The following is a 21,908-nucleotide window of genomic DNA, read 5'->3' on the forward strand; positions in this document are numbered from 1 at the left end:
GGAGGCACTCCCCAGCGGCAGGGCTATCGTAACCCCACCGCCGGGGGATGCATCACAGAGTCAGACGATTGGTCACCAGATGGTCACACGCGACGCCTCGGGGAGCCACAGGGCGTCGTCCTGGCCCACGCCGAACGCCTCGTAGAACGCGTCGATGTTGCGCACGATCTGGTTGCAGCGGAACTCGTTCGGCGAGTGCGGGTCGATGGTCAGCAGCCGCAGCGTCTCGGCGTCGCGGCTCTTCTGCTGCCACACCTGCGCCCACGAGAGCAGCAGGCGCTGCACGCCCGTGTACCCGTCGATGACCGGGGCCTCCGCGCCGCCGAGCGAGAGCTCGTAGGCCTTGAGCGCGATGCCGAGGCCGCCGAGGTCGCCGATGTTCTCACCGATCGTGAGGGCGCCGTTGACATGGTGCTCGGCGTCGAGCCCTTCGGGGACGAGCGCGTCGTACTGCGCGATGAGCGCCTTGGTGCGCTCCTCGAAGGCCGCACGGTCGGCGTCGGTCCACCAGTCCTGCAGGCGGCCGTCGCCGTCGTAGCGGCTGCCCTGATCGTCGAAGCCGTGACCGATCTCGTGCCCGATGACCGCGCCGATCCCGCCGTAGTTCGCGGCGGCGTCACGGCTCGCGTCGAAGAACGGATACTGCAGGATGGCGGCGGGGAACACGATCTCGTTCATCGACGGGTTGTAGTACGCATTGACCATCTGCGGCGGCATGTGCCACTCGAGGCGGTCGATCGGCTTGCCGACCTTGTCGACGTGCCGGTCGTGCTCGAAGATCGACGCCCGACGAACGTTGCCGAACAGGTCGGCACGGTCGATCTCGAGGCTCGAGTAGTCGCGCCACACCTCGGGGTGGCCGATCTTGGGGGTGAAGGAGTCGAGCTTGGCGAGCGCGCGCTCCCGGGTCTCGGCCGTCATCCACTCGAGCTCGGTGATGCTCTGCCGGTATGCCTCGATCAGGTGGGCGACCAGCTCGTCCATCGCGGCCTTCGCCGTCGGCGGGTAGTGCCGCTCGACGTAGACCTTGCCGATCGCCTCGCCGAGAGCACCCTCGGTGAGCGAGACGCCGCGCTTCCAGCGCTCGCGGATCGTCGGCACGCCGGTGAGCTCGGTGCCGTAGAACGAGAAGTTCTCGTGCACCAGGTCGTCGGTGAGGTACGGGGCCGCGGCGTGCACGACCTTGGCCCGCAGCCATGCCTTCCAGTCGTCGAGACGCTCGGGCGTGAGCAGCGAGCCGAGTCCCTCGAAGAAGCTGGGCTGCGAGACGACGACCTCGTCGAAGGCGGCCGGGTTCGACGGTGTGACGGCCTCGCGCCACGGAGTCAGGTCGACGCCCGTGAGCTCCTGCAGCTCGTCCCAGGTCTTGAGGTTGTAGGTCGCCACGGCGTCGCGGCTTCGCACGTTGTCCCAGTGATGGCCCGCGAGCTCGGTCTCGAGTGCGATCGCACGGTCGGCGTTCGCCCCGGCATCCGGGACGCCGGCGAGGTCGAGCAGCCGCTCGAGGTGCGCGCGATAGGCGGCCCTGGTGTCGGCGAACGTGTCGAGCCGGAAGTAGCTCTCGTCCGGCAGGGACAGCCCGGCCTGCATGAGCACGGGCAGGTAGCGCTCGGGGTCGCCCGGGTCGCCGTCGACGTACATGCCGATCACGGCCGCGCGGCCGTCGCGGTCGTAGGCGCCGACGGTGCGCAGGAACGCCGGGATTCCGTCGATCGCGTCGACCTCCGCGAGGGTCTCCGTCAGCGGAGAGAGGCCGGCGGCATCGATGCGCTCGGTGTCCATGAAGCTCGCGAACAGGTCGCCGATCTTGCGAGCGAGCGTGCCCTCCTCGGCATCCTGCGACTCCTCGATGATCGCCCTGACGTCTTTCTCGGCCTGCTCGGCGAGGAGGTGGAACGAACCCCAGCGCGCCTTGTCGCCGGGGATCTCGGTGCGCGAGAGCCAGGCGCCGTTCACGTGACGATAGAGGTCGTCCTGCGGGCGGATGTCGGAGCTGAACTCATCAAGGGCGAGGCCTACGGGAAGAACGTCAGTCATGCGCACCAGCCTATGACCCCCCTCGGACTCCGGGCCGGTTCGCTGCACCCTCTTCGGCCGATCGCGCTTCGTTCGGCCAGACTCGCGGCATCCGGCCGAACGAGGCGCATTTCACCGCGGGAAGCGCAGCGGACTTCAGCGGCGTCGCCGACCGAAGCGTCGGCGGCGCGGCTCCGGCGTGGGCGCGGCCGCGGGCCTCACCGCCCGACGCTCCGCCCAGGCCACCACCTCGGCATCGACATCCCGCGGTTCGGTCACGACGGGAGGGCCGCCTTGGAGCTGGCGACGCGCCTCGCGCACGCGCTTGTTGAAGTCGTCGAGCACGTCGCGCACGTCCGACTCGCGTCCGAGCAGATCGAGCTGATCGTTCAGCTCCCGATCCTCGGTGCGCAGCAGGATGGCGGGCGGGCCGAGCCCGGTGAGATTCTCGGTCTCGATCTTGCGACGGATCCACCAATCCGGATCGTGATGCGTGCCGAGTCCTTCCAGCGGCTTGCCGGCGCCGGGCAGGTCGTCGAAGTCGCCGCGGCGGATCGCCACCTGGATAGCCGTCTCGATGAAGGCGGTCCTGTCGACCGCGGCACCGGCCCCCGGCGGGACGCCCGACTCCTCGTCGTCGTCCGCCCTCTCGGCGTGCTGCTGCTTCGCGCGATAGCGCGCGGCCGCTTCTCGGGGATCCGTCATGATGCACCTCCGCCGCATCCGATTCCATTCCACCCTACGACGGCTCTCGGGGCACGGACGGGCGAGGTCGGCGCCAGGTCATAGGCTCGGAGGATGACCGCGCGCCCCTCCCTCAACCGAGAGATCCTGCGCCTCGCGGTCCCCGCCCTCGGCGCACTGATCGCGGAGCCCGCGTTCCTGATCGTGGATGCCGCCCTGGTCGGACACCTCGGCACCACCCCGCTCGCCGGCCTCGGCATCGCGGGAGCGGTGCTACAGACCATCGTCGGGCTCATGGTGTTCCTCGCCTACTCGACCACCCCGGCCGTCGCCCGCCGCTTCGGCGCCGGACAGCCGGGCGAGGCCGTGTCGGTCGGCATCAACGGAATGTGGCTCGCGCTCGGACTCGGGGCCGTGCTCGCCGTCGTCGGCGCGGTCTCCTCACCGTGGCTCGTCTCGCTGTTCGGAGCCGGCGAGGAAGTCGCCGCCCAGGCCAACGAGTACCTGGTGATCTCGATGTGGGGCCTGCCGGCGATGCTCATCGTCTTCGCCGCGACCGGGCTGCTGCGCGGCATGCAGGACACGATGACGCCGCTCTGGATCGCGGGGCTCGGTTTCGGCGCGAACGCCCTGCTCAACTGGCTCTTCATCTACGGACTCGGATGGGGCATCGCGGGCTCCGCCGCCGGCACCGTGACGGCGCAGTGGGGCATGGTCGCCGCGTACGCATTGGTCATCCGCCGCCTGGCCTCCCGTCACAGCGCCTCGCTGCGCGCCCAGGGCGCCGGCCTCCGCAGCACCGCGACGTCGGGCGGATGGCTGTTCCTGCGCACCGTGAGCCTGCGCGTCGCCCTGCTCGCGACCGTGGGCATCGCCACCGGCATCGGCACCGAAGAGCTGGCCGGGTGGCAGATCGTGTTCACGATCTTCTCCGCCGCGGCGTTCGCGCTCGATGCCCTCGCGATCGCCGCGCAGGCGCTCATCGGCAAGGAGCTCGGCGCCGGAGACGAGAAGCAGGTGCATCGCGTGCTCGGACGCACCGTGGCCTGGGGCGCGTGGTTCGGTGTGATCGTCGGCGGCCTGATCGCCGCGCTGTCCGGCGTGCTCGGCATCGTGTTCACGGGATCGGCGGAGATCGCCACCCTCGTGCAGCCGGCGCTGCTCGTGCTCGCGGTCGCCCAGCCGATCGCGGGTGTCGTCTTCGTGCTCGACGGGGTGCTCATGGGCGCGAACGACGCCCGCTACCTCGCCATCGCCGGCGGCCTGAACCTGGTGCCGTTCCTGCCGGCGCTGTGGATCATCGCCGCGACCGGGGTCGGCGGCACCGCCGGACTCGTGTGGCTCGCGGTCGCCTTCTTCGGCGTCTATCTGCTCGCGCGTCTGGGCACTCTCGGCTGGCGCGTGCGATCCGGGCGCTGGCTCGCGGCGACCGTCTGACGCCGGGCGTCCGGCACTGCACCGATCCGCTCCATCACTGCTTCTCCCCACCCTCCGGAATCCGCGGAATACTACGCGCGGAAACCCTGGTGCACTCGACGATGATCGGGGGACACTGAAGGGATGCTGGGGATGACGGAACCACAGGTATGGACGCTGATCGGCGTGTTCGCCGCGGGGATGTTCGGCACGATCACGCTGATCTCGACGATGTTCCTGCGCACGATGCAGAACGAGTTCGAGAGCGTGCGAACCGAGGTCCGCAACGAGTTCGCCAGCGTGCGGACCGAGATGCGGAGCGAATTCGCGCATGTGCGTACGGAGATCAGCTCGGTCCACGGGCGCATCGATCATCTGGATCGCGACGTCAACGCGATCTACCGCCACCTCTTCGGCATCGACCGCGGCTGACCGCGCCGTTCATTGCCACCGAGAGCGCGAGCTCAAGCGATCTCGAGCTCCGAGATCACGATCTTCTTCATGTGCATCAGCGCCTGGATCTGCTCCGGCCGCTGCTGCAGAAGGTCGAGCCCGGCGGGGACCACCTGCCAGCTGACGCCGAACCGGTCTTTGCACCAGCCGCATGCCTCCGCCTCCGGCACCGCGGAGAGCGCCTGCCAGTAGCGGTCGATCTCTTCCTGGTCGGCGCACTCGATCACGAAAGAGACGGCCTCGTTGAAGGTGAACTCCGGTCCCCCGTCGAGGCAGCCGAATCGCGTCCCGTTCAGAGTGAACTCCCCGTTGATGACCTTCCCGGTCATGCCCTCGAAGTGCTCGCTGAGATTCTCATCCGGATAGTAGGTCACGCTGTCGATCGACGAGTTCGGGAACACCGAGACGTAGTACTCCATCGCCTCCTGCGCCCTGTCGACGAACCAGAGGAACGGGCGGATGGGTGTGACGACTGCCATGTCGGCCTCCTTGATCGGCACTCACGCTACGCTCGCGGCCACGGCCTGTCGAGGGGCTCCTGCGGCGATCAGCCCGCGTACCTGCGGCACCACTCGTACATGATCACGGCGGCGGCGGCGCTGGCGTTGATCGAGCGCGTCGAGCCGTACTGGGTGATCTCGATGTGGGCGGATGCTGCGGCGAGCGCCTCGGCGGAGAGCCCCGGTCCCTCCTGTCCGAACAGGAGCACGCAGCGCTGCGGGAGATCGGCCCGATCCACGGGCACGGCGCCCTCGACGTTGTCGACCGCGATGATCGGGAGGCCCTCTGTCGCAGCCCAGGCCGCGAAGGTCTCGACGTCTTCATGGTGCACGACGTGCTGGTAGCGATCGGTGACCATGGCCCCGCGCTTGTTCCAGCGCCGGCGACCGATGATGTGCACGGTGTCGGCGAGGAACGCGTTGGCGCTGCGCACGATCGATCCGATGTTCATGTCGTGCTGCCAGTTCTCGATGGCGACGTGGAACGGGTGCCGCTGGGTGTCGAGGTCGGCGACGATCGCCTCCATCCGCCAGTAACGGTAGCGGTCGATCACGTTGCGGGTGTCGCCTGCCGCGAGGAGTTCGGGGTCGTACTGCTCACCTGCAGGCCACGCCTCTTCTCCTCCGGGCCAGGGGCCCACTCCATAGCCGGGCTGGGCAGTCGAGCCGCCGTGCGTCGGGCCCGCCGGAGTGTCGGCGGTCGTGTGTTCCGAAGCGGCGTCGTCCATCCCGCCAGGCTATCGCCGCGGCGAACCACTCAGATATTTAGGTCCACCGAAAAATACGCTACGGTTTCGGTGTGCCTAAAAATTCCTCGCTCCCGATGACGACCCCGACCGCGCCCCCGGCCAGGGCTCCGCGCAGCCTCTGGCTGCTCGGTCCCGCCCTCGTCGCCGGCGTCGCGTACCTCGACCCCGGGAACGTCGCCAGCAACATGACCGCGGGGGCCCAGTACGGCTACCTGCTGGTGTGGGTCGTGCTCGCGGGCAACATCATGGCGTGGCTGATCCAGTACCTCTCCGCGAAGCTGGGCGTCGTCACCGGGCAGAGTCTCCCCGAAGTGCTGGGCGCACGACTGAAGCGGCCATGGGCTCGCCGCGCGTATTGGCTGCAGGCCGAGCTCGTCGCCATGGCCACCGACCTGGCCGAGGTCATCGGCGGCGCGGTGGCGCTGAACCTGCTGTTCGACGTGCCGCTGCTCCTGGGCGGACTGATCACCGGCGCGGTCTCGATGATCCTGCTCACGGTCCAGTCCCGCCGCGGGGCCCGCCCGTTCGAGTTCGTGATCATCGGGCTCATGGCCATCATCACGATCGGCTTCGTCGCCGGCGTCTTCGTCGCTCCGCCGGACCCTGCCGGGGTGCTGGGCGGAATGGTCCCCCGTTTCGAAGACACCGGCTCGGTCCTGCTGGCCGCATCCATCCTCGGCGCGACGATCATGCCGCACGCGATCTACGCGCACTCCTCCCTCGCCCGCGACCGTTTCGGCGCCACGACCACCCACGCCGGCGACGAGGCGGTGCGCACCGAGACCTCGCGCATCCGCCGCCTACTCACCGCCACCCGCTGGGACGTGTCGATCGCGATGGTGATCGCGGGCTCCGTGAACCTCTGCATCCTGCTGCTCGCCGCCGCGAACCTCGCCGGCGTCGAAGGCACCGACTCGCTGGAGGGCGCGCACGCCGCCCTCGCCGCGGGGCTCGGGCCCGTCGTCGCAACCTTCTTCGCCGTCGGACTCCTCGCATCCGGACTGGCCTCGACCTCGGTGGGCGCCTACGCGGGAGCCGAGATCATGCACGGCCTGCTGCACGTGCGCATCCCGCTGCTCGCCCGTCGCCTGGTCACGCTGATCCCCGCGCTCATCATCCTCGGCATCGGCTTCGATCCGACACTCGCCCTGGTGCTCAGCCAAGTGGTGCTCTCGTTCGGCATCCCGTTCGCCCTGATCCCGCTGGTCGTGCTCACGGCGCAGAAACGCACCCTCGGCGCGTGGGTCAACCGGCGCTGGACGACGGCCGCCGGAATCATCGCCTCCGTGCTGCTGATCGCCCTCAACGGAGCGCTGCTCTGGCTCGTCCTGACGGGCGCCTGACCCCGGATAGGCTCGACAGCATGTCTGCCGAGAACGCCCGCCGCAACGTCCGCATCCTCACGTGGATCGGGCTCGCGACGGGCGTGATCGGCGGCCTGCTGATCGCGTTCCCGAAGGTCATCGGCCCCGGCAGCCCGTGGGTGCAGCTGGCCCTGGGCGTCGCCACTCTGGTGCTGGCGTTCCGCGCGCGCAAGATCGGCATCGCCGAGATCGAGGGGTTCGACGGCCGGCTCTCATTGGCCGCCGCCCTCCTCGGCTTCCTGGTCCTGTTCTTCGCCGGTCAGGCCGCGTACAGCCTCCTGGCCGCCGCGACGAACTGACCTAAGCTGGTCCGGTGGCATCCCCTGCAGCTGACGACTATCTGAAGACCGTCTACGCGCACACCGAGTGGCAGGACGCCCCCATCACTCCTTCGGTGCTCGCCGCGAAGCTCGGCATCGCCCCCTCGTCGGTCACCGAGATGGTGAAGAAGCTCGCCGCCGCGGGTCTCGTCTCGCACGTGCCCTACGGTGCGGTGCGGCTGACGGATGCCGGGACCGTGCGCGCCCTTGCGATGGTGCGCCGGCACCGCCTGATCGAGACCTGGCTGGTGCAGGAGTTCGACTACGGCTGGGACGAGGTGCACGACGAGGCCGAGGTGCTCGAACACACCATCAGCGACCGGCTGCTGGAGGGCATCGACGCGCGCCTCGGCCGCCCGCGCTTCGACCCGCACGGCGATGCGATCCCCGACGCCGCCGGTCACATCGAGCGTGAGCCGTTCGTGCTGCTCGCCGATGCGCCGGCCGGACACGCGGGTCGGGTGCTGCGCGTCGACGACCGCGACCCCGAGCTGCTGCGAGCGCTCGAGGCGCTGGGCCTGGCGGTCGCATCGACGGTCGCCGTGACCGTGTCCGGGGTGGAGATCGACGGCGCGCAGACGGCACTGCCCGACGGCGCGGCGCAGGTGGTCTGGCTCAGCGCCTGACGGCTCCGCAACACGGTCAGGTGCACGTCGCCTGTGGCCTCTAGGCTGTGCACATGGCTCAACGTGACGACATCGAATGCTGGCTCACCGACATGGACGGCGTGCTCGTCCATGAGAACGACGCCATCCCCGGAGCATCCGAGCTGCTCGCCGGTTGGGAGAGCGCGGGCATCCCGTACCTGGTGCTGACGAACAACTCGATCTTCACCGCCCGCGACCTGTCGGCTCGCCTGCGCACCAGCGGACTGCACGTGCCCGAGGAGCGCATCTGGACCTCGGCCCTCGCGACCGCCGACTTCCTGAAGCAGCAGCTCCCCGGGGGCTCGGCCTTCGTGATCGGCGAGGCCGGCATCCTCACCGCTCTACACGATGCCGGTTTCATCATGACCGAGACCAACCCCGATTTCGTGGTCGTCGGGGAGACGCGCAACTACTCGTTCGAGGCGATCACGAAGGCCATCCGCCTCATCATCGGCGGCGCGCGCTTCATCGTGACGAACCCGGATGCCACGGGCCCGAGCGCCGACGGACCGCTGCCCGCGACGGGCGCCATCGCCGCGCTCATCACGAAGGCCACCGGCAAGGAGCCGTACGTGGTCGGCAAGCCGAACCCGATGATGTTCCGCTCGGCCCTGAACAAGATCGGCGCGCACTCGAAGCGCACCGGCATGATCGGCGACCGCATGGACACCGACGTCGTCGCCGGCATCGAGGCGGGTCTGCACACGATCCTGGTGCTCACCGGCATCAGCGACCAGGCCGAGATCGAGAAGTACCCGTTCCGCCCGGATGAGATCGTGCAGTCGGTTGCCGACCTGCTCCCGCGGATCACCGAGACGATCACGACGGTCAAGATCAAGAAGTAGCCGATGGGCGCACTCGACGAGGGTGAACGACTCCGGGCGGCGGACGCCGCGGCCTGGCGTGCCTGGCTCGAGGCGAACCACGAGCGCGCGGCGGGCGTCTGGTTGCTGAGCGTGCGCGGATCGTCGGAGGGCGTCGGCTACGAGGATGCCGTGCGGCAGGCGCTGTGCTTCGGATGGATCGACGGCCCGGTGCGCGTCTTCGATGAGGGAACCGACGACCGCGCCAACGGACAGTGGTTCTCTCCGCGCCGCCCCGGCAGCGGGTGGGCCGCGACGAACAAGGCGCGGATCGCGGAGCTCGAGGCGGAGGAGATGCTCGCGCCGGCCGGCATCCGCGTGCTCGAGGTCGCGAAGGCGAACGGCTCGTGGACCCTGCTCGACGGCCCGGAGGCCGGGATCGAACCGGAGGAGTTCGCCGCCGCGCTCGATGCGGTTCCCGCCGCGCGGGAGCACTGGGACGCCTTCCCGAAGTCGGTCAAGAAGTTCGGGCTCACACACATCGCGATGGCCAAGCGCCCCGAGACCCGGGCGGCCCGCATCGCGAAGATCGTGGCGGATGCCGCGGAGGGGAAACGCCCATGAATCAGAGCGACGTGCTGTTCCTGGTGGTCTTCCTGATCCTGCTCAGTTCACTGGCGGTGTTCGTCGTGCAGTTCGTGCGCTCCCGCCGCGGACGCGGTGGCTCGGACGACGGCCGCGCGGGCTGGTGGGAAGGCCCCTGGGACGAGGACGACAAGTCCCGCTGACCCCGGATCCCACCCCTGATCAGGACGCCAGCGACGCTCCGGGGATCGCGGCGAGCAGCTCGCGCGTGTACGGATGCTGCGGGGCGTCGAAGATGCGCTCGGGGGTGCCGCTCTCGACCACGATGCCGCGCTGCATGACATGCACCTCGTCGGAGATCATCCGCACCACGGCGAGGTCGTGACTGATGAACAGGTAGCTCAGGCCCAGGCGCTTCTGCAGGTCGGCGAGCAGGTCGAGGATCTGCGCCTGCACCAGCACGTCGAGCGCCGACACGGCCTCGTCGAGCACCACGAGTTCGGGTTCGAGCGCGAGTGCACGGGCGATCGCCACGCGCTGGCGCTGCCCACCGGACAGCTCATGCGGGAGGCGCTCGGCCATCGCCGCGGGCAGGGCGACCTGCTCCAGCAGCTCGAGCACGCGGGCGTGACGGGAGGCCGCGGTGCCGATGCGGTGCACGCGCAGCGGCTCGGCGATCGACTGCTCGACCGTGTAACGGGGGTCGAGCGAGGCGTAGGGGTTCTGGAACACCGGCTGCACGCGGCGGCGCAGCGCGAACAGCTCTTTGCGGCGGAGCGTGGTCAGGTCTGTCCCGTCGAACAGGATCGATCCCGACGTCGCGTCCTCGAGGCCGAGCACCATGTTCGCGGTGGTCGACTTGCCCGAGCCGGACTCGCCCACGATCGAGACGGTCGTGCCGCGACGGATCTCGAAGCTCACCCCGTCGACCGCGGTGAACGTCTGCGGCTCGCCCGCCTTGGGAGACCGGAGGGCGAACTCCTTGCGGAGGTCGCGGATCTCGACGAACGGCGTCCCCGTGGCGGCCTCGCGCTGCGGCAGCACATCGCGGCGGGAGGCGAGGCTCGGCGCCGCGGCGAGCAGCTGCTTCGTGTACTCGTGCTGCGGGTTGCCGAGCACCTCGGCCGATGTGCCCTCCTCCACGATGTGACCGCGGAACATCACGACGATGCGGTCGGCGCGCTCGGCAGCGAGGGCGAGGTCGTGCGTGATGAGGAACACGGCGGTGCCGAGGTCATCGGTGAGCGCATCGAGTTGGTCCAGGATGCGCCGCTGCACGGTCACGTCGAGGGCCGAGGTGGGCTCGTCGGCGATGAGCAGGCGCGGCTTGCAGGCGAGACCCATCGCGATCAGCACGCGCTGGCGCATGCCGCCGGAGAACTCGTGCGGGTACTGGTGCGCCCGCTGCGCGGCATCCGCGATCCCCACCATCTCGAGCAGCTCGACGACCCGCGCCTTCGTGGCATCGCCGTGGGTGTGGCCGTGCACCTCGAGAGCCTCGCCGATCTGCTCACCCACGCGCATGAGCGGGTTGAGGTTCGACATCGGGTCCTGCGGCACGAGGCCGATCCCGGCACCGCGCAGGGAGACCATCGCGTTCTCGGGCAGATCGGTCAGCTCGCGCCCGTCGAAGCGGATGCTGCCAGCCGTGATCGCACCGTTCTCGGGCAGCAGACGGTTGACCGCGGCGGCGGTGGTCGACTTGCCCGACCCGGACTCCCCCACGATCGCGACGGTCTCACCGGCGGCGACGTCGATGCTGATGTCGCTGATGGCGGTGACCAGTTCGGAACCGGTTCGGAAGGCGACGGCGAGGCCGCTGATGCTCAGCACGGGCTCGGTGGTGCTCATGGTGTTCTCGTTCCTTCGTTGTCGTCTAGAAGTGCGGGGAGCGCCGTGCACCACAGCGCCTCGGTCGGCGCGGGTTCGGGGGCGAAGAGGCGGTTGCTCAGCAGGACCGTGGCGGTGCCGGTGCCCGGCGCGAACCCCAGAACGCAGCCCGTGAAGCCCGGGTGCCAGAGCATCCGGGTCGGTCGGCCGCCGACCGCGACCGTGTCGCTGCGCCAGCCCAGCGCCTGCCCGGCATCGGGTCCGTCGCGGAACAGCTCGGCCACGGCATCCGGATGCCACAGCTCGGGGTGCCGCTCGGGAGCGGCGAGTGCGGCGCCGAGGGTGAGCAGGTCGTCGGCGGTGCTGAAGAGCCCGGCGTGACCGGAGACGCCACCGGCGGCGTGGAAGCTGTTGCCATCGTTCACGCGGCCCGTGATCTCGTCTTCGCGCCAGGCGAATGTGCGGTCGGCGGCGAGGATCGGATAGGGCTCACCGGTGGCGACCATGCGGCGTTCGGCGGCGTCACCGAGCGAAGACGAGGCGACCGGCGCGGCGAACGCGCCGTATCCGGTACGGCTGAGTCCGAGGGGTGCGGTCACGAGCTCGCGGACGGCGGCATCCAGAGGCAGCCCGGCGATGGCGGCGATGATGCGGCCGAGCAGGAGGAATCCCAGGTCGGAGTAGTGACGGCCCTCGTCGAGGCCGTAGCGGAGCGGGATCGCGTCGGCCGCGGCCGCGGGGTCGGCGTGCGCGTGATCGAGGTAGAGCGGCTGCCACTCCCACAGACCCGCGCGATGCTGCAGCAGGTGGCGCACGGTCGTTCCCGGCGCACAGGACGTGCCGGGAACGAAGCGGTCGACCGGATCGTCGAAGCCCAGCTCACCACGGCTGACGAGTCGCAGGATCGCGGTCGTGGTCGCGGCGACCTTCGATACCGAGGCGATGTCGAACGCGGTCTCGGTCGTCATCGGCGTTCCGGCCAGGTCGGCCAGGCCGCCCGCGGCGACGTCGCGCCCGGCATCGGTGACGACACCCGCGACGGCGCCCCGCGGGGCGGAGTCCGTGGCGAGGACGGCGGCGACCGCTGCGGCGGCACTCATGTCCACTCCCTGCGCATGCGCTGTTCGGGCTCACCGAACTCCGGCTGGGTGCGGGTGGCTCCGTCGGGGTGCCATCCTTTGGCCTCGTAGAACCCGATCGACGGCAGGTTCGCCGCGAACACCCACAGCGTCGCGGCCTCGGCCCCGGCATCCTGCAGCTCCGCGGATGCCTGCGCCAGCAGCGCTCCGCCGATCCCGCCCCCGTGAGCACGAGGCGAGACGTACAGAGAGTGCACGGCGCCGTTGATGCGGCCACCCGCGCCGGGGCTCGCGGCGTACCGGGTGATCCCGACGATCTCGCCGTCGCGCTCGGCGACGAGCACGACGCCCACCGGATCGGCGAGCACCCGGCGCCACAGCGCTTCGGCACGCTCATCCGTCATCGCGTCGATCGCCGCGTCGGGGAGCAGACCCCGGTAGCTCTCCCGCCAGCACGCGAGGAACACCTCGAGCACCCCGGACAGGTCGTCCGGGGTGGCGGGGCGCACCTGCAGGCTCACGATGCCGAGGCCTCCGTGAGCACGAGGGAGTCGATGGAGGCGACGGGCTCGGGCATCTGCAGCGGGCCGACCCCGGGCGTGATGGTGCCGAGGATGCGCGGCTCCCGCGCACCGGTGCCGCCGGGGACGATCGCGGGAACGCCGTGCATCGTGGACCAGCCGATGAGCGCGAGGAGGATCGCCTCTTTGCTGTCGGCCGCGGCACCCAGCTCGTCGGCGAGCACGACCTCGGTCGCCGGCAGAGCGGCGCGCAGTCCGTCGAGGATCAGCGGGTTGCGGCACCCACCACCCGACACCGCCAGGAACCCGATGCCGGCGGCCTCCACGTCGCGCGCGACCGTGCGGACCGTCAACTCCGTCAGGGTGCGCACCACATCGGCGACGGAGATCTCCCGACCCTGTGCGGCGAGGTGCTCGTGCACGTAGCCGAGGTGGAAGTGCTCCTTGCCCGTGCTCTTGGGCGGGGTGAGGGCGTAGTACGGGTCTTCGAGCAGAGCGGCCAGCAGCGCCTCGTCGACCTGTCCGGTGCGGGCGATCGCGGCGTCGTCGTCGTAACCGAGCGGGTTGAGGCCGTGCTCCACGATGACCGCGTCGACCAGCGCGTTCGCGGGACCGATGTCGTAGGCGACGAGGCCGACCGGCCGCACCACGGTCATGTTCGAGATGCCGCCCAGGTTCAGGGCTGCGGAGACACCGGCGCGCGAGCGCAGCAGCAGCTCGTCGAGGAACGACACCAGCGGGGCGCCGTGACCGCCGACCGTGATGTCGCGGATGCGGATGTCGGAGACCACCGGGGCGCCGACCTTCTCGGCGATCCAGGCCGGCTGCCCGATCTGCAGGGTGCCCAGCGCGTGCGCGCCGTCGACCCAGTGGTAGACGGTCTGTCCATGCGAGCACACCGCGTCGACGCCGCCGACCTCGGCTGCGATGTCGGCCGCGACATCGGCGAACGCCTGCCCGATGAGGGTGTCGAGCTCCGCCACCTCGGCGAGGGTCGTCTGGGCGGGCGGCAGGGCAGCGATCAGCCGGGCCCGCAGCTCGGGGGCGTAGGGCACGCTCGTCGCCGCGAGCACCGTGCCGTGCAGATCCACACCGTGCGCGGTGAACCCGCCGCTGGTCGTGAAGTCGACGACGGCGGCATCGATCCCGTCGTGCGAGGTGCCGGAGATCAGTCCGAGGACGCGCATCAGTTCTCCTCCAGTGCGGTGCGCAGCCGTCCGTCGGCGGCGCCCAGTCGTGCGGTGGCCGCGGCGAGGTCCTCACCGCGGCGGATCATGATCGACGCGAGCTTCACGTCGTAGGCGGCGGTCTCCAGCGCAGCCACCGCCGTGTCGCGGTCGGCATCCGCGATGGTCTGCACCATCCGGATGGCCCGCTCGCGCAGCTTGTGGTTCGTGGCCTTCACATCCACCATCAGGTTGCCGTAGGCCTTGCCGTTGCGCACCATCGAGATGGTCGAGAACATGTTGAGCACGAGCTTCTGCGCGGTACCCGACTTGAGCCTGGTCGAACCGGAGAGCACCTCGGGTCCGACCTCGACCTCGATGCCGTGCTCCGCCGCCGCGCTGAGCGCGGTCCCGACGTTGCACGACAGGCCGATGCTGAGCGCCCCGAGCTCGCGCGCCCGACGGACGGCCGCGATCACATACGGCGTGCGTCCGCTCGAGGCGATGCCGATCACGGTGTCGAGCGGGCCGATGCCGGCGGCGTCGATGGCCGCAGCGCCCGCCTCCGCGTCGTCTTCCGCACCCTCGACGGGGTTCACGATCGCGCCCGGCCCACCGGCCATGATCGCGAACACCAGCTCCGGCGGTGTGCTGAAGGTGGGCGGGCACTCCGAGGCGTCGAGCACGCCGATGCGGCCGGGGGTTCCGGCGCCGACGTAGACCAGGCGACCGCCCTGCGCCATGCGTGCGGCCGTGGCCTCGATCGCCGGGACGATCTGTCCGAGGGCGCGCTGCACGGCGGCCGGCACCGTGGCATCCGCCTCGTTCATGGTCTGCGCGAGTTCCGCCACGCTCATCAGGTCGAGCTCCGCGTAGCGGGGATCGCTGGCCTCCGTGGCGAGTCCGCCGAGGTCCTCCATGGTCATCGCTTTCCTCTGTTCCGGGGGTCGAGACTGTCGCGCAGGCCGTCGCCGAGCAGGTTCAGCCCGACCACGAGCAGCACCACGATGACTCCGGGCGCGATCATGGTCCACGGGGCGATGGTGACGAGCGTGCGCGCCTCGAAGATCATCGAACCGAGCGAGGGCGCAGGCGGCGGGGTGCCGAGTCCGAGGAAGCTCAGCGAGGCCTCGGTGAGCACGGCCCACGACAGCGAGAGCGTGACCTGCACGATGATGATCGACGTGATGTTCGGCAGCACGTGCCGGAACATCGTCGCCATGCGGCTCTGCCCCGTGCTCTTGGCGGCCTTGACGTATTCGACCTCGCGCAGCGACAGCACGGGGCCGCGGGTGACGCGGATGAAGATCGGCACGTAGACGATCGCGATGGCCACGGCGATGGTGAACCAGTTGCGCTCGAACACCGATGCCAGCGACAGCGCGAGCAGCAGCGGCGGGAAGGCGAACAGCACGTTGGTGACGGCGGTGATCGCGCCGTCGGAGAAACCGCGGTAGAACCCGGCGATGAGTCCGCACACAGTGCCGACCACGGTGGCGAAGGCGACCGCGACGACCGAGATCAGCGCCGAGTTCGCGACGCCCGCAGCGACGCGGGAGAACACGTCGCGACCGAACTGGTCCGTCCCGAACCAGTGCACGGCCGACGGCGGCTGCAGGCGCGAGGGCGGATCCTGCGCGAGCGGGTCGAAGGGCAGCAGCCCGAACGCCGAGACGAGGCTGAGCACCGCGAGCAGCACGACGATGATGAGGCCGGTGAGCCCGCTCCGGCTGCGCAGCAGGAGGCGCACGCGCTCCCCGGTGCGCCCACCGCCGGGGGCGAGTGCTGAGGTCTGAGAGATGTCGGTCATGCGGCACGCACCCGAGGATCGATGACCCGGTAGAGCAGGTCGGTGAGCAGGTTGACGATGACGAAGGCGAGCGCGATCACGAGGACGGTGCTCTGCACGAGCGCGTACTCCTTCTGCTGGATGCCGAGCAGCACCTGTCGTCCGATGCCGGGGAGCGAGAAGATCTGCTCCACCACCACGGCGCCGCCGAGGAGGTAGCCGAACTGCAGGCCGGTCATCGTGACGATGGGGACGAGCGCATTGCCGAGCACGTGGCGCACCTGTAGGCGGCGCGGCGGGACGCCCTTCGCCTTCGCGGTGCGGATGAAGTCGTTGGCGCGGATCTCGAGCACCGCGGTGCGGGTCGTGCGCATGATCGGCGCGGCGATGCCGAAGCCCAGCACGATCGACGGCAGCAGCATCTGCTGGAGGTTGAGCAGCGGGTCCTCGAAGAGCGTGGCGTAGGCCTGGCCGTTGGGGTTGAAGCCGAACGACGAGGCGAGCACCGCCAGCAGTGCGGTGCCGAGCAGGAACGCGGGGATCGAGAGTCCGGCGAGACCGACCACCTGGCCGAAGCCGTCGCGGACCGAGTCGGGCTTCGACGCCGAGAGCATGCCGAGCGGGATGCCGATGGCGAGGGCGATCACGATCGAGAAGATCGCGAGCTCGAACGTGACGGGGAGGGCGGCGGCGGTGAGCTCGAGGACGCTGGTCTGCGCCCGGGACGAGAAGCCGAGGTTGCCGGTGAAGATGTTGCCGAGCCACGAGAAGAACTGCACGAAGAGCGGCTGGTCCAGGCCGTAGTAGGCCTCGAGGGCCGCGCGCTGCGAAGGCGTGAGGGCGGCTGCCTCGGTGCCGAGGCCGGAACTGATCTGGTCGCCGGGGATGGCGCGCAGCATCAGGAAGACGAAGATGGCGACGCCGAGGAGCGTGCCGAGGGCTGCGAGGATGCGTCGCAGCACGCTGTTGCGGAGGAGCTGTCTGAACATGCGCGTGTGGGGGTGCCTGTCGTCGGGGAGGGAGGGGGCGCGGGCCTGCCGCGCCCCCTCGATCCGCTACTTGATGGAGGTGGTCCGCAGGTACTGCAGCGAGCCGTTCACCATGGGGACGAAGCCGTCGACGGTCGAGGCCGTCGCCGTGTAGGTGTAGCTCGTGAACAGCCAGATCCACGCGGCGTTGTCCTCGAGGTTCTCGGAGACCTGCTCGTAGATGTCCTTGCGCTTCTCCGGGTCGGCCGTCTGGCGTCCCTCGGCGAACAGCGCGTCGAGCTCGGGCGAGGAGTAGCCGGCGACCTTGTTCAGGTTTCCGGTGCTGGTGAAGTAGCGGCCATACATGCCGTCGGGGTCGGGACGACCGCCGTTGAGCGCGACGGCGGCGTCGAAGTCGGCCGCGATCCAGCGGTCGACGAACGCGCCGGATTCGAGGACCTCGATGTCGAGCGTGATCTTCGCGTCGGCGAGCTGGGCCTTGAGGTTCTGCGCCTCGTTCACCGAGGTGGCGTACTCGCCCTGCGAGACGATCGTCTTGACGGTGACGCCGTCTTCCTTGCCGGCCTTCTTCAGGTAGTCGGCGGCCTTGTCGAGGTCGCGCTCGGGGCACGGACGCGCCTCGGGGTCGGACTTGTACGCGGGCGACGTGATCGGACCGGTGACCTCACCCTCGCCGAGGGCGGCGGTGTCGAGCACCTCCTGGCGGTCGATCGCGCACTGGATGGCGAGGCGCACGTTGACGTCGGCGAGGTCGCCGCGCGTGGCGTTCAGCTGCAGGGCGTGGTAGCTCAACTGCGGGGTCGTGGCGACCTCGACGTTGGCGCCCTCGGCGGTCTGCGCGACCAGCGGGTCGTCGAACACCGCGAGCTGCACGTTGCCGGACTGCATCGCCGAGACGATCGACGACTCGTCGGGGATCACGCGGAACTCGACGGTGTCGAGCAGCGCGGCGTCGCCCCAGTAGTCCTCGTTCTTGGCGAGCGTGATCGACTGGCTGGCCTTGCGTCCGTCGAGGATGAAGGGACCGGTGCCGTTCGGGGTGGTGTTGAGCGCCTCTTCTGTGTCGTCGGACGACAGCATGGCCATGTTGATCACGGCGAGGTTGGCGGGGAGAGCGGCGTCGGGAGCGCTCAGCGTGAGGGTGACGGTCGTCTCGTCGGTGGCCTCGACCGCGGTGACGGAGGCGAGGGAGCTGCTCGCGACGGCGGCGGTGGCCTCGGCGGCGATCGCGTCGAGCGAGTACTTGACGTCTTCGGAGCCGAACGTGCTGCCGTCGGCGAAGGTGACGCCCTCCCGCAGGTGGAAGGTCACGGTGAGACCGTCGTCGGAGACGTCCCAGGACTGGGCGAGGCCGGGCACGACGTTGAGGTCCTCGTCGAACTCGGTCAGCGTGCCGTACAGGTTCTGCAGCACGTTGACGGCCTGGAACTGCGTGGCCTTCCAGGGGAAGAGGGTGTCCGGGTCGCTGGTGACGCCGATGACGAGGTCGCCGCCGGCCGCGCCCTCCGAGGAGTCGGGATTCGATGCCGGTGCGGAACAACCGGTGATCACGAGCGCCAATGCGGCGGCCGTGGCGGTGAGAGCGCCGAATGACGCTCGCCGTGCTGTGCTCATTGCAGATTCCTCCTGGCTGGGACGCGTCGCCGTGGCGTCGGGTCAGGCGCTGTTGCCTGCCGCCCCGTGAACGTCGTCGGTCTTGGTTGGTACCAAAAGTACACGAACGTCACTACAGATGTAACAGAAGTTCCTCTACTGTTATGAACAGCGATCGGAGACCGCAATGCCCCATGAAGCTGCCCGCGAAGAAGCCGGCGCACACCCCGTCCTCGTCCGCATGCGCGCGATCCGTCCCGAGCTGCGTCCGAGCGAGCAGCGCATCGCCGACCTCTTCCTCGCCGATCCGGCAGGCACCGCGGGGCTCTCGGTCGCCGAGCTCGCTCAGCGCTGCGACACGTCGACCACCTCGGTCGTGCGCTTCTGCAAGCGGCTCGGCTACGAGCACGTGCGGGAGCTGCGCAACCACGTGCTGCGCGACGTCGAACGGGAGACCTTCGACACCGCCGCCCTCCCCGCCGTCTCCGGCGACATCGACCGCAACGACACCCTGGCCGACATCGTCGCCAAGGTCTCGCTCGCCGAGACGCTCTCCCTCGCCGACACCGCGAAGGTGCTCGACACCGAATCGCTGCGCGCCTCGGTGGAAGCCATCACGTCTTCGACCAGGGTCGACATCTTCGGCGTGGGCGCGAGCTCCATCGTCGGGCTCGACCTGCAGCGCAAGCTCACCCGTATCGGTCGTACGGCGCTGGACTGGTCCGACCCGCATGCCGCCTGGACCTCGGCGGCGACGCTCGGACCGGGCAACGTCGCGATCGCGGTGTCGCACAGCGGCGCCACCACCGACACGATCGAGTTCCTGCTGCTCGCCCGTCGGGCCGGCGCGACCACCATCGCGATCACCAACCACGCCGGGGCTCCACTGGCCGATCAGGCTGACATCGTGCTCACGACCGCCGCTCGCGAGACGGGGTTCCGCTCGGGCGCGCTCGGAAGCCGGATCGCCCAGCTCATGGTGGTCGACTGCATCTTCATCGGCGTCGCCCAGTCGAACTACGACCGCTCGATGGAGGCGTTGCGTGACACTTTCGCCGCCGTGCACCGCGTGCGCACGGGCGGAGCGTGACGAACGCCGGGCACGCACGGACAGGACTGTTCGCCGCATTCGCGGGGCTCGGCGTCACGGCGGCCTTCGTCCCGGCGATACTGCCCTCCGCCGAGCGGGCGATCGGCGCCGACCTCAGCGCCGCGGTCCCCGCCCTGTTCGCGGGGCTGCTGGTGGGCGTGCTGGTCTCCGGGCCCCTCCTGATGCGCCGGCCGCCGCAGACCGCACTCATCCTCGGCAGCGCACTCCAGGCCGCCGCCGTCATCGCTGTGGCCGCGGCGAGCACGCCCGGGGTGTTCATCGCCGCGGCGATCGTCGCTGGTTTCGGGTTCGGGCTGGTCGAGGCCTCGGGCTCGGTGGCGGCGAAGTCCCTGGCTGTCGGCAGCGCGACGGGACTGCTGAGCGCGCTGCTGGGTACGGTCGCGGTGTGCGCCGCGGTCACGCCGCTGCTCGTCGCCCTCGGGTCAGACGCGCGTCCTGCTCTCGGCCTCCTCGCGGTGGTGCCGCTCGCCTCGGTCGTGATGCTCGCCGGCCCGACTTCCGCGGTCTCCGCCCCCGAAGCTCCCGCGCATCGCGATGTGCGCGGGCTGCTCGTGCTGCTGCCGTTCGCCGTGGCACTGCCGCTCTACGTCGGCGTCGAGACCGTGCTGTCCGGCTGGTCGGCCGTGATCCCGGAGCGGATCCTCGAGGTCGATCCCGCTCTCGCCGCCCTGGGAACCTCGGCGTTCTGGACGCTGATGGCCGTCGGCCGCTTCGGCGCGGCGGCCCTGCGCCGGGCGTCCGTGTCGCCGATCGTGATCCTCGCCACCGCGACGAGCGGGGCAGCCGTGCTGATGGCCGCGGCCGGGATGCTGGTGGGGTCCGCGCCGGTGGGCGCACTCGTCGCGTTGGCCGCGGTGGTCGTGCTCCTCGCTCCGAGCTACGGACTCATCCTGGGGCTCGCCCTCGACCGGCTGGATCCTGCGCGCAGCGCGGCCGTGACGGGTGCGCTCGTTGCCTGCGGCGCTGTCGGCGGCACGTTCGTCCCCACGCTGATCCTGCTGGTCGGCCGTGACCCGGCATCCAGCACGACGTTCTTCGTGTCGGCTGCCCTCTGTGCGCTCGTGCCGGTGCTGGTGCTGATCGCGGCGCGATCCCACCACCCGGCACCGACGAGCGACTGACTTCTCCTCCCCCTTTCCGAGTGTCGAAGACCTTTCCACGGATGCCGGAATACCGCGGGTCGCCGCCGAAGAAGCGGCGTAACGTCGCTTCTGCACCCGCACCACGGCAAGGAGAGCACCCGTGTCCACTGAGATCCTCGCGATCATCATCAGCGCCGTCGGCATCGTGCTCACCCTCGGCACGAGCCTCTTCGCTGCCGGCGCGTGGATGATTCGCCGCTTCGACGAGCGCATCGACGCGATCGCTGCCGACGTGACCGACCTGAAGATCTCCGTCGCTCGCCTCGAAGGCCCACCGCGGCACCTCATCACCGCGGGAAGAAGATGACCCCGTGACCACGGAGACCTGGACCATCGTCATCAGTGCCGTCGGCATCGTGCTCACCCTCGGCGCCAGCCTCTTCGCCGCCGGGGCATGGATGATCCGCCGTATCGACGACCGCATCGACGCCGTCGACGAGAAACTCAGCACCCGCATCGACGCGGTGGCCGCCGACGTCACCGACCTCAAGATCTCCGTCGCCCGCCTCGAAGGCCCGCCGCGGCACCTCATCACCGCGGGAAGAGGATGACCCCGTGACCACGGAGACCTGGACCATCGTCGTCAGCGCGATCGGCATCGTACTCACCCTCGGCGCGAGCCTTTTCGCCGCCGGGGCATGGATGATCCGCCGCATCGACGACCGCATCGACGCCGTCGACGAGAAACTCAGCACCCGCATCGACGACGTCGACGAGAAGCTCAGCACCCGCATCGATGCCGTCGCCGCCGACGTGACCGACCTCAAGATCTCCGTCGCCCGCCTCGAAGGCCCGCCGCGGCACCTGCTCACGGCAGGGAGGGGATAACACCGTGACCACGGAGACTTGGACCATCGTCGTCAGCGCGATCGGCATCGTACTCACCCTCGGCGCGAGCCTTTTCGCCGCCGGCGCGTGGATGATCCGCCGCATCGACGACCGCATCGACGCCGTCGACGAGAAGCTCAGCACCCGCATCGATGCCGTCGCCGAGAAACTCAGCACCCGTATCGATGCCGTCGACGAGAAGCTCAGCTCTCGGATCGACGCGGTCGCCGCCGACGTCACCGACCTGAAGATCTCCGTCGCCCGCCTCGAAGGCCCGCCACGGCACCTGCTCACGGCGAGTCGCTGAGCAGCGTTCCGGTACG

The 21,908-nt window shown here is 69.9% G+C and carries 26 protein-coding genes; 14 read left to right on the forward strand and 12 right to left on the reverse strand.

The features are described 5' to 3' along the window. Window positions 1-72: 72 nt before the first annotated feature. Complete coding sequence (locus BQ2383_RS07045) at window positions 73-2,037, reverse strand: M13 family metallopeptidase (protein ID WP_091031696.1); 1,965 nt, start codon at window positions 2,035-2,037, stop codon at window positions 73-75. A 135-nt stretch (window positions 2,038-2,172) separates the two neighbouring features. After that, window positions 2,173-2,721 (reverse strand): DUF1992 domain-containing protein, encoded by a 549-nt coding sequence (locus tag BQ2383_RS07050; protein WP_237682262.1) that lies wholly within the window; start codon window positions 2,719-2,721, stop codon window positions 2,173-2,175. Window positions 2,722-2,814: 93 nt separating this feature from the next. Between BQ2383_RS07050 and BQ2383_RS07055 the strand changes: the two genes are divergently transcribed. Continuing rightward, on the forward strand, window positions 2,815-4,137 hold the full coding sequence (locus tag BQ2383_RS07055; protein ID WP_091031704.1) for an MATE family efflux transporter: 1,323 nt from the start codon (window positions 2,815-2,817) through the stop codon (window positions 4,135-4,137). A 132-nt stretch (window positions 4,138-4,269) separates the two neighbouring features. Beyond that, entirely contained in the window at window positions 4,270-4,548 is a 279-nt protein-coding gene (locus BQ2383_RS07060; RefSeq protein ID WP_029261253.1) for a hypothetical protein, read from the forward strand. 32 nt (window positions 4,549-4,580) lie between these two features. On the opposite strand, the gene BQ2383_RS07065 is transcribed toward BQ2383_RS07060, so the two are convergent. Continuing rightward, a complete protein-coding gene (locus BQ2383_RS07065) occupies window positions 4,581-5,048 on the reverse strand; it encodes a VOC family protein (RefSeq protein ID WP_091032286.1) in 468 nt (155 codons plus the stop codon). A 68-nt stretch (window positions 5,049-5,116) separates the two neighbouring features. Beyond that, a complete protein-coding gene (locus tag BQ2383_RS07070) occupies window positions 5,117-5,797 on the reverse strand; it encodes a TrmH family RNA methyltransferase (RefSeq protein ID WP_205828683.1) in 681 nt (226 codons plus the stop codon). Between the two features lie 95 nt (window positions 5,798-5,892). On the opposite strand from BQ2383_RS07070, the gene BQ2383_RS07075 reads away from it, so the two are divergent. From BQ2383_RS07075 to BQ2383_RS19305, 6 genes are read left to right on the forward strand one after another with little or no spacing between them, the layout of a single operon-like run. After that, window positions 5,893-7,161, forward strand: coding sequence for an Nramp family divalent metal transporter (locus BQ2383_RS07075; protein WP_091031707.1), 1,269 nt, complete (start codon window positions 5,893-5,895; stop codon window positions 7,159-7,161). A 20-nt stretch (window positions 7,162-7,181) separates the two neighbouring features. Continuing rightward, window positions 7,182-7,481: a hypothetical protein gene (locus tag BQ2383_RS07080; RefSeq protein ID WP_091031712.1), complete on the forward strand. Its 300-nt coding sequence runs from the start codon at window positions 7,182-7,184 to the stop codon at window positions 7,479-7,481. A gap of 14 nt (window positions 7,482-7,495) precedes the next feature. After that, on the forward strand, window positions 7,496-8,128 hold the full coding sequence (locus BQ2383_RS07085) for a metal-dependent transcriptional regulator (RefSeq protein WP_091031716.1): 633 nt from the start codon (window positions 7,496-7,498) through the stop codon (window positions 8,126-8,128). Window positions 8,129-8,181: 53 nt separating this feature from the next. Continuing rightward, a complete protein-coding gene (locus BQ2383_RS07090) occupies window positions 8,182-8,994 on the forward strand; it encodes an HAD-IIA family hydrolase (RefSeq protein ID WP_029261258.1) in 813 nt (270 codons plus the stop codon). 3 nt (window positions 8,995-8,997) lie between these two features. Beyond that, window positions 8,998-9,576 (forward strand): YdeI/OmpD-associated family protein, encoded by a 579-nt coding sequence (locus BQ2383_RS07095; RefSeq protein WP_091031718.1) that lies wholly within the window; start codon window positions 8,998-9,000, stop codon window positions 9,574-9,576. Further along, window positions 9,573-9,740: a hypothetical protein gene (locus tag BQ2383_RS19305; RefSeq protein WP_167381554.1), complete on the forward strand. Its 168-nt coding sequence runs from the start codon at window positions 9,573-9,575 to the stop codon at window positions 9,738-9,740. The genes BQ2383_RS07095 and BQ2383_RS19305 overlap by 4 nt, the downstream gene beginning before the upstream one ends. A gap of 19 nt (window positions 9,741-9,759) precedes the next feature. Here BQ2383_RS19305 and BQ2383_RS07100 read toward each other — a convergent pair whose 3' ends face one another. From BQ2383_RS07100 to BQ2383_RS07135, 8 genes are all read right to left on the reverse strand, one after another. Then, the gene (locus tag BQ2383_RS07100; protein WP_091031722.1) at window positions 9,760-11,388 is read right to left on the reverse strand and encodes an ABC transporter ATP-binding protein; all 1,629 of its coding nucleotides are present in this window, start codon (window positions 11,386-11,388) and stop codon (window positions 9,760-9,762) included. Next, a complete protein-coding gene (locus BQ2383_RS07105; RefSeq protein WP_091031726.1) occupies window positions 11,385-12,467 on the reverse strand; it encodes a serine hydrolase domain-containing protein in 1,083 nt (360 codons plus the stop codon). The genes BQ2383_RS07100 and BQ2383_RS07105 overlap by 4 nt, the downstream gene beginning before the upstream one ends. Next, window positions 12,464-12,967, reverse strand: coding sequence for a GNAT family N-acetyltransferase (locus tag BQ2383_RS19310; RefSeq protein WP_091031729.1), 504 nt, complete (start codon window positions 12,965-12,967; stop codon window positions 12,464-12,466). The genes BQ2383_RS07105 and BQ2383_RS19310 overlap by 4 nt, the downstream gene beginning before the upstream one ends. Then, entirely contained in the window at window positions 12,964-14,154 is a 1,191-nt protein-coding gene (locus BQ2383_RS07115; RefSeq protein WP_091031735.1) for an anhydro-N-acetylmuramic acid kinase, read from the reverse strand. Before BQ2383_RS07115 ends, BQ2383_RS19310 begins: the two co-directional genes overlap by 4 nt. Then, window positions 14,154-15,059, reverse strand: coding sequence for an N-acetylmuramic acid 6-phosphate etherase (gene murQ / locus BQ2383_RS07120; protein WP_091031739.1), 906 nt, complete (start codon window positions 15,057-15,059; stop codon window positions 14,154-14,156). Before murQ ends, BQ2383_RS07115 begins: the two co-directional genes overlap by 1 nt. After that, window positions 15,056-15,943: an ABC transporter permease gene (locus BQ2383_RS07125; protein ID WP_091031742.1), complete on the reverse strand. Its 888-nt coding sequence runs from the start codon at window positions 15,941-15,943 to the stop codon at window positions 15,056-15,058. Before BQ2383_RS07125 ends, murQ begins: the two co-directional genes overlap by 4 nt. Beyond that, window positions 15,940-16,911 (reverse strand): ABC transporter permease, encoded by a 972-nt coding sequence (locus BQ2383_RS07130; RefSeq protein WP_091031746.1) that lies wholly within the window; start codon window positions 16,909-16,911, stop codon window positions 15,940-15,942. Before BQ2383_RS07130 ends, BQ2383_RS07125 begins: the two co-directional genes overlap by 4 nt. Before the next feature lie 66 nt (window positions 16,912-16,977). Beyond that, complete coding sequence (locus BQ2383_RS07135; RefSeq protein WP_091031749.1) at window positions 16,978-18,525, reverse strand: ABC transporter substrate-binding protein; 1,548 nt, start codon at window positions 18,523-18,525, stop codon at window positions 16,978-16,980. A 166-nt stretch (window positions 18,526-18,691) separates the two neighbouring features. On the opposite strand from BQ2383_RS07135, the gene BQ2383_RS07140 reads away from it, so the two are divergent. From BQ2383_RS07140 to BQ2383_RS07165, 6 genes are all read left to right on the forward strand, one after another. After that, complete coding sequence (locus tag BQ2383_RS07140; RefSeq protein WP_091031753.1) at window positions 18,692-19,594, forward strand: MurR/RpiR family transcriptional regulator; 903 nt, start codon at window positions 18,692-18,694, stop codon at window positions 19,592-19,594. Further along, window positions 19,591-20,736 carry an MFS transporter gene (locus BQ2383_RS07145; RefSeq protein WP_091031758.1) on the forward strand — a complete coding sequence of 382 codons (1,146 nt, stop codon included), beginning with the start codon at window positions 19,591-19,593 and terminating at the stop codon, window positions 20,734-20,736. Before BQ2383_RS07140 ends, BQ2383_RS07145 begins: the two co-directional genes overlap by 4 nt. 121 nt (window positions 20,737-20,857) lie before the next feature. Beyond that, window positions 20,858-21,064 (forward strand): hypothetical protein, encoded by a 207-nt coding sequence (locus BQ2383_RS07150; RefSeq protein ID WP_091031761.1) that lies wholly within the window; start codon window positions 20,858-20,860, stop codon window positions 21,062-21,064. Between the two features lie 4 nt (window positions 21,065-21,068). Next, window positions 21,069-21,308, forward strand: a complete 240-nt coding sequence (locus BQ2383_RS07155) for a hypothetical protein (RefSeq protein ID WP_091031764.1) — start codon at window positions 21,069-21,071, stop codon at window positions 21,306-21,308. Window positions 21,309-21,312: 4 nt separating this feature from the next. Next, window positions 21,313-21,585, forward strand: coding sequence for a hypothetical protein (locus tag BQ2383_RS07160; protein ID WP_091031768.1), 273 nt, complete (start codon window positions 21,313-21,315; stop codon window positions 21,583-21,585). A gap of 4 nt (window positions 21,586-21,589) precedes the next feature. After that, window positions 21,590-21,892 (forward strand): hypothetical protein, encoded by a 303-nt coding sequence (locus BQ2383_RS07165; protein ID WP_091031776.1) that lies wholly within the window; start codon window positions 21,590-21,592, stop codon window positions 21,890-21,892. Window positions 21,893-21,908 lie beyond the last annotated feature (16 nt).

Origin of the sequence: Microbacterium oxydans, assembly GCF_900095745.1 — a bacterium.
Classification (GTDB): Bacteria; Actinomycetota; Actinomycetes; order Actinomycetales; family Microbacteriaceae; genus Microbacterium; species Microbacterium oxydans_B.

Excerpts from the sequence above, each read along its gene's own strand:
- BQ2383_RS07070 (WP_205828683.1), bottom strand. The coding sequence starts at position 5,797 with ATGGACGACGCCGCTTCGGAACACACGACCGCCGACACTCCGGCGGGC.
- BQ2383_RS07045 (WP_091031696.1), bottom strand. The coding sequence starts at position 2,037 with ATGACTGACGTTCTTCCCGTAGGCCTCGCCCTTGATGAGTTCAGCTCC.
- BQ2383_RS07050 (WP_237682262.1), bottom strand. The coding sequence starts at position 2,721 with ATGACGGATCCCCGAGAAGCGGCCGCGCGCTATCGCGCGAAGCAGCAG.
- BQ2383_RS07080 (WP_091031712.1), top strand. The coding sequence starts at position 7,182 with ATGTCTGCCGAGAACGCCCGCCGCAACGTCCGCATCCTCACGTGGATC.
- BQ2383_RS07090 (WP_029261258.1), top strand. The coding sequence starts at position 8,182 with ATGGCTCAACGTGACGACATCGAATGCTGGCTCACCGACATGGACGGC.
- BQ2383_RS07105 (WP_091031726.1), bottom strand. The coding sequence starts at position 12,467 with ATGAGTGCCGCCGCAGCGGTCGCCGCCGTCCTCGCCACGGACTCCGCC.
- BQ2383_RS07065 (WP_091032286.1), bottom strand. The coding sequence starts at position 5,048 with ATGGCAGTCGTCACACCCATCCGCCCGTTCCTCTGGTTCGTCGACAGG.
- BQ2383_RS07055 (WP_091031704.1), top strand. The coding sequence starts at position 2,815 with ATGACCGCGCGCCCCTCCCTCAACCGAGAGATCCTGCGCCTCGCGGTC.
- BQ2383_RS07125 (WP_091031742.1), bottom strand. The coding sequence starts at position 15,943 with ATGACCGACATCTCTCAGACCTCAGCACTCGCCCCCGGCGGTGGGCGC.
- murQ (WP_091031739.1), bottom strand. The coding sequence starts at position 15,059 with ATGACCATGGAGGACCTCGGCGGACTCGCCACGGAGGCCAGCGATCCC.
- BQ2383_RS07115 (WP_091031735.1), bottom strand. The coding sequence starts at position 14,154 with ATGCGCGTCCTCGGACTGATCTCCGGCACCTCGCACGACGGGATCGAT.
- BQ2383_RS07075 (WP_091031707.1), top strand. The coding sequence starts at position 5,893 with ATGACGACCCCGACCGCGCCCCCGGCCAGGGCTCCGCGCAGCCTCTGG.
- BQ2383_RS07060 (WP_029261253.1), top strand. The coding sequence starts at position 4,270 with ATGACGGAACCACAGGTATGGACGCTGATCGGCGTGTTCGCCGCGGGG.
- BQ2383_RS07135 (WP_091031749.1), bottom strand. The coding sequence starts at position 18,525 with ATGAGCACAGCACGGCGAGCGTCATTCGGCGCTCTCACCGCCACGGCC.
- BQ2383_RS07100 (WP_091031722.1), bottom strand. The coding sequence starts at position 11,388 with ATGAGCACCACCGAGCCCGTGCTGAGCATCAGCGGCCTCGCCGTCGCC.
- BQ2383_RS07140 (WP_091031753.1), top strand. The coding sequence starts at position 18,692 with ATGCCCCATGAAGCTGCCCGCGAAGAAGCCGGCGCACACCCCGTCCTC.
- BQ2383_RS19305 (WP_167381554.1), top strand. The coding sequence starts at position 9,573 with ATGAATCAGAGCGACGTGCTGTTCCTGGTGGTCTTCCTGATCCTGCTC.
- BQ2383_RS07095 (WP_091031718.1), top strand. The coding sequence starts at position 8,998 with ATGGGCGCACTCGACGAGGGTGAACGACTCCGGGCGGCGGACGCCGCG.
- BQ2383_RS07130 (WP_091031746.1), bottom strand. The coding sequence starts at position 16,911 with ATGTTCAGACAGCTCCTCCGCAACAGCGTGCTGCGACGCATCCTCGCA.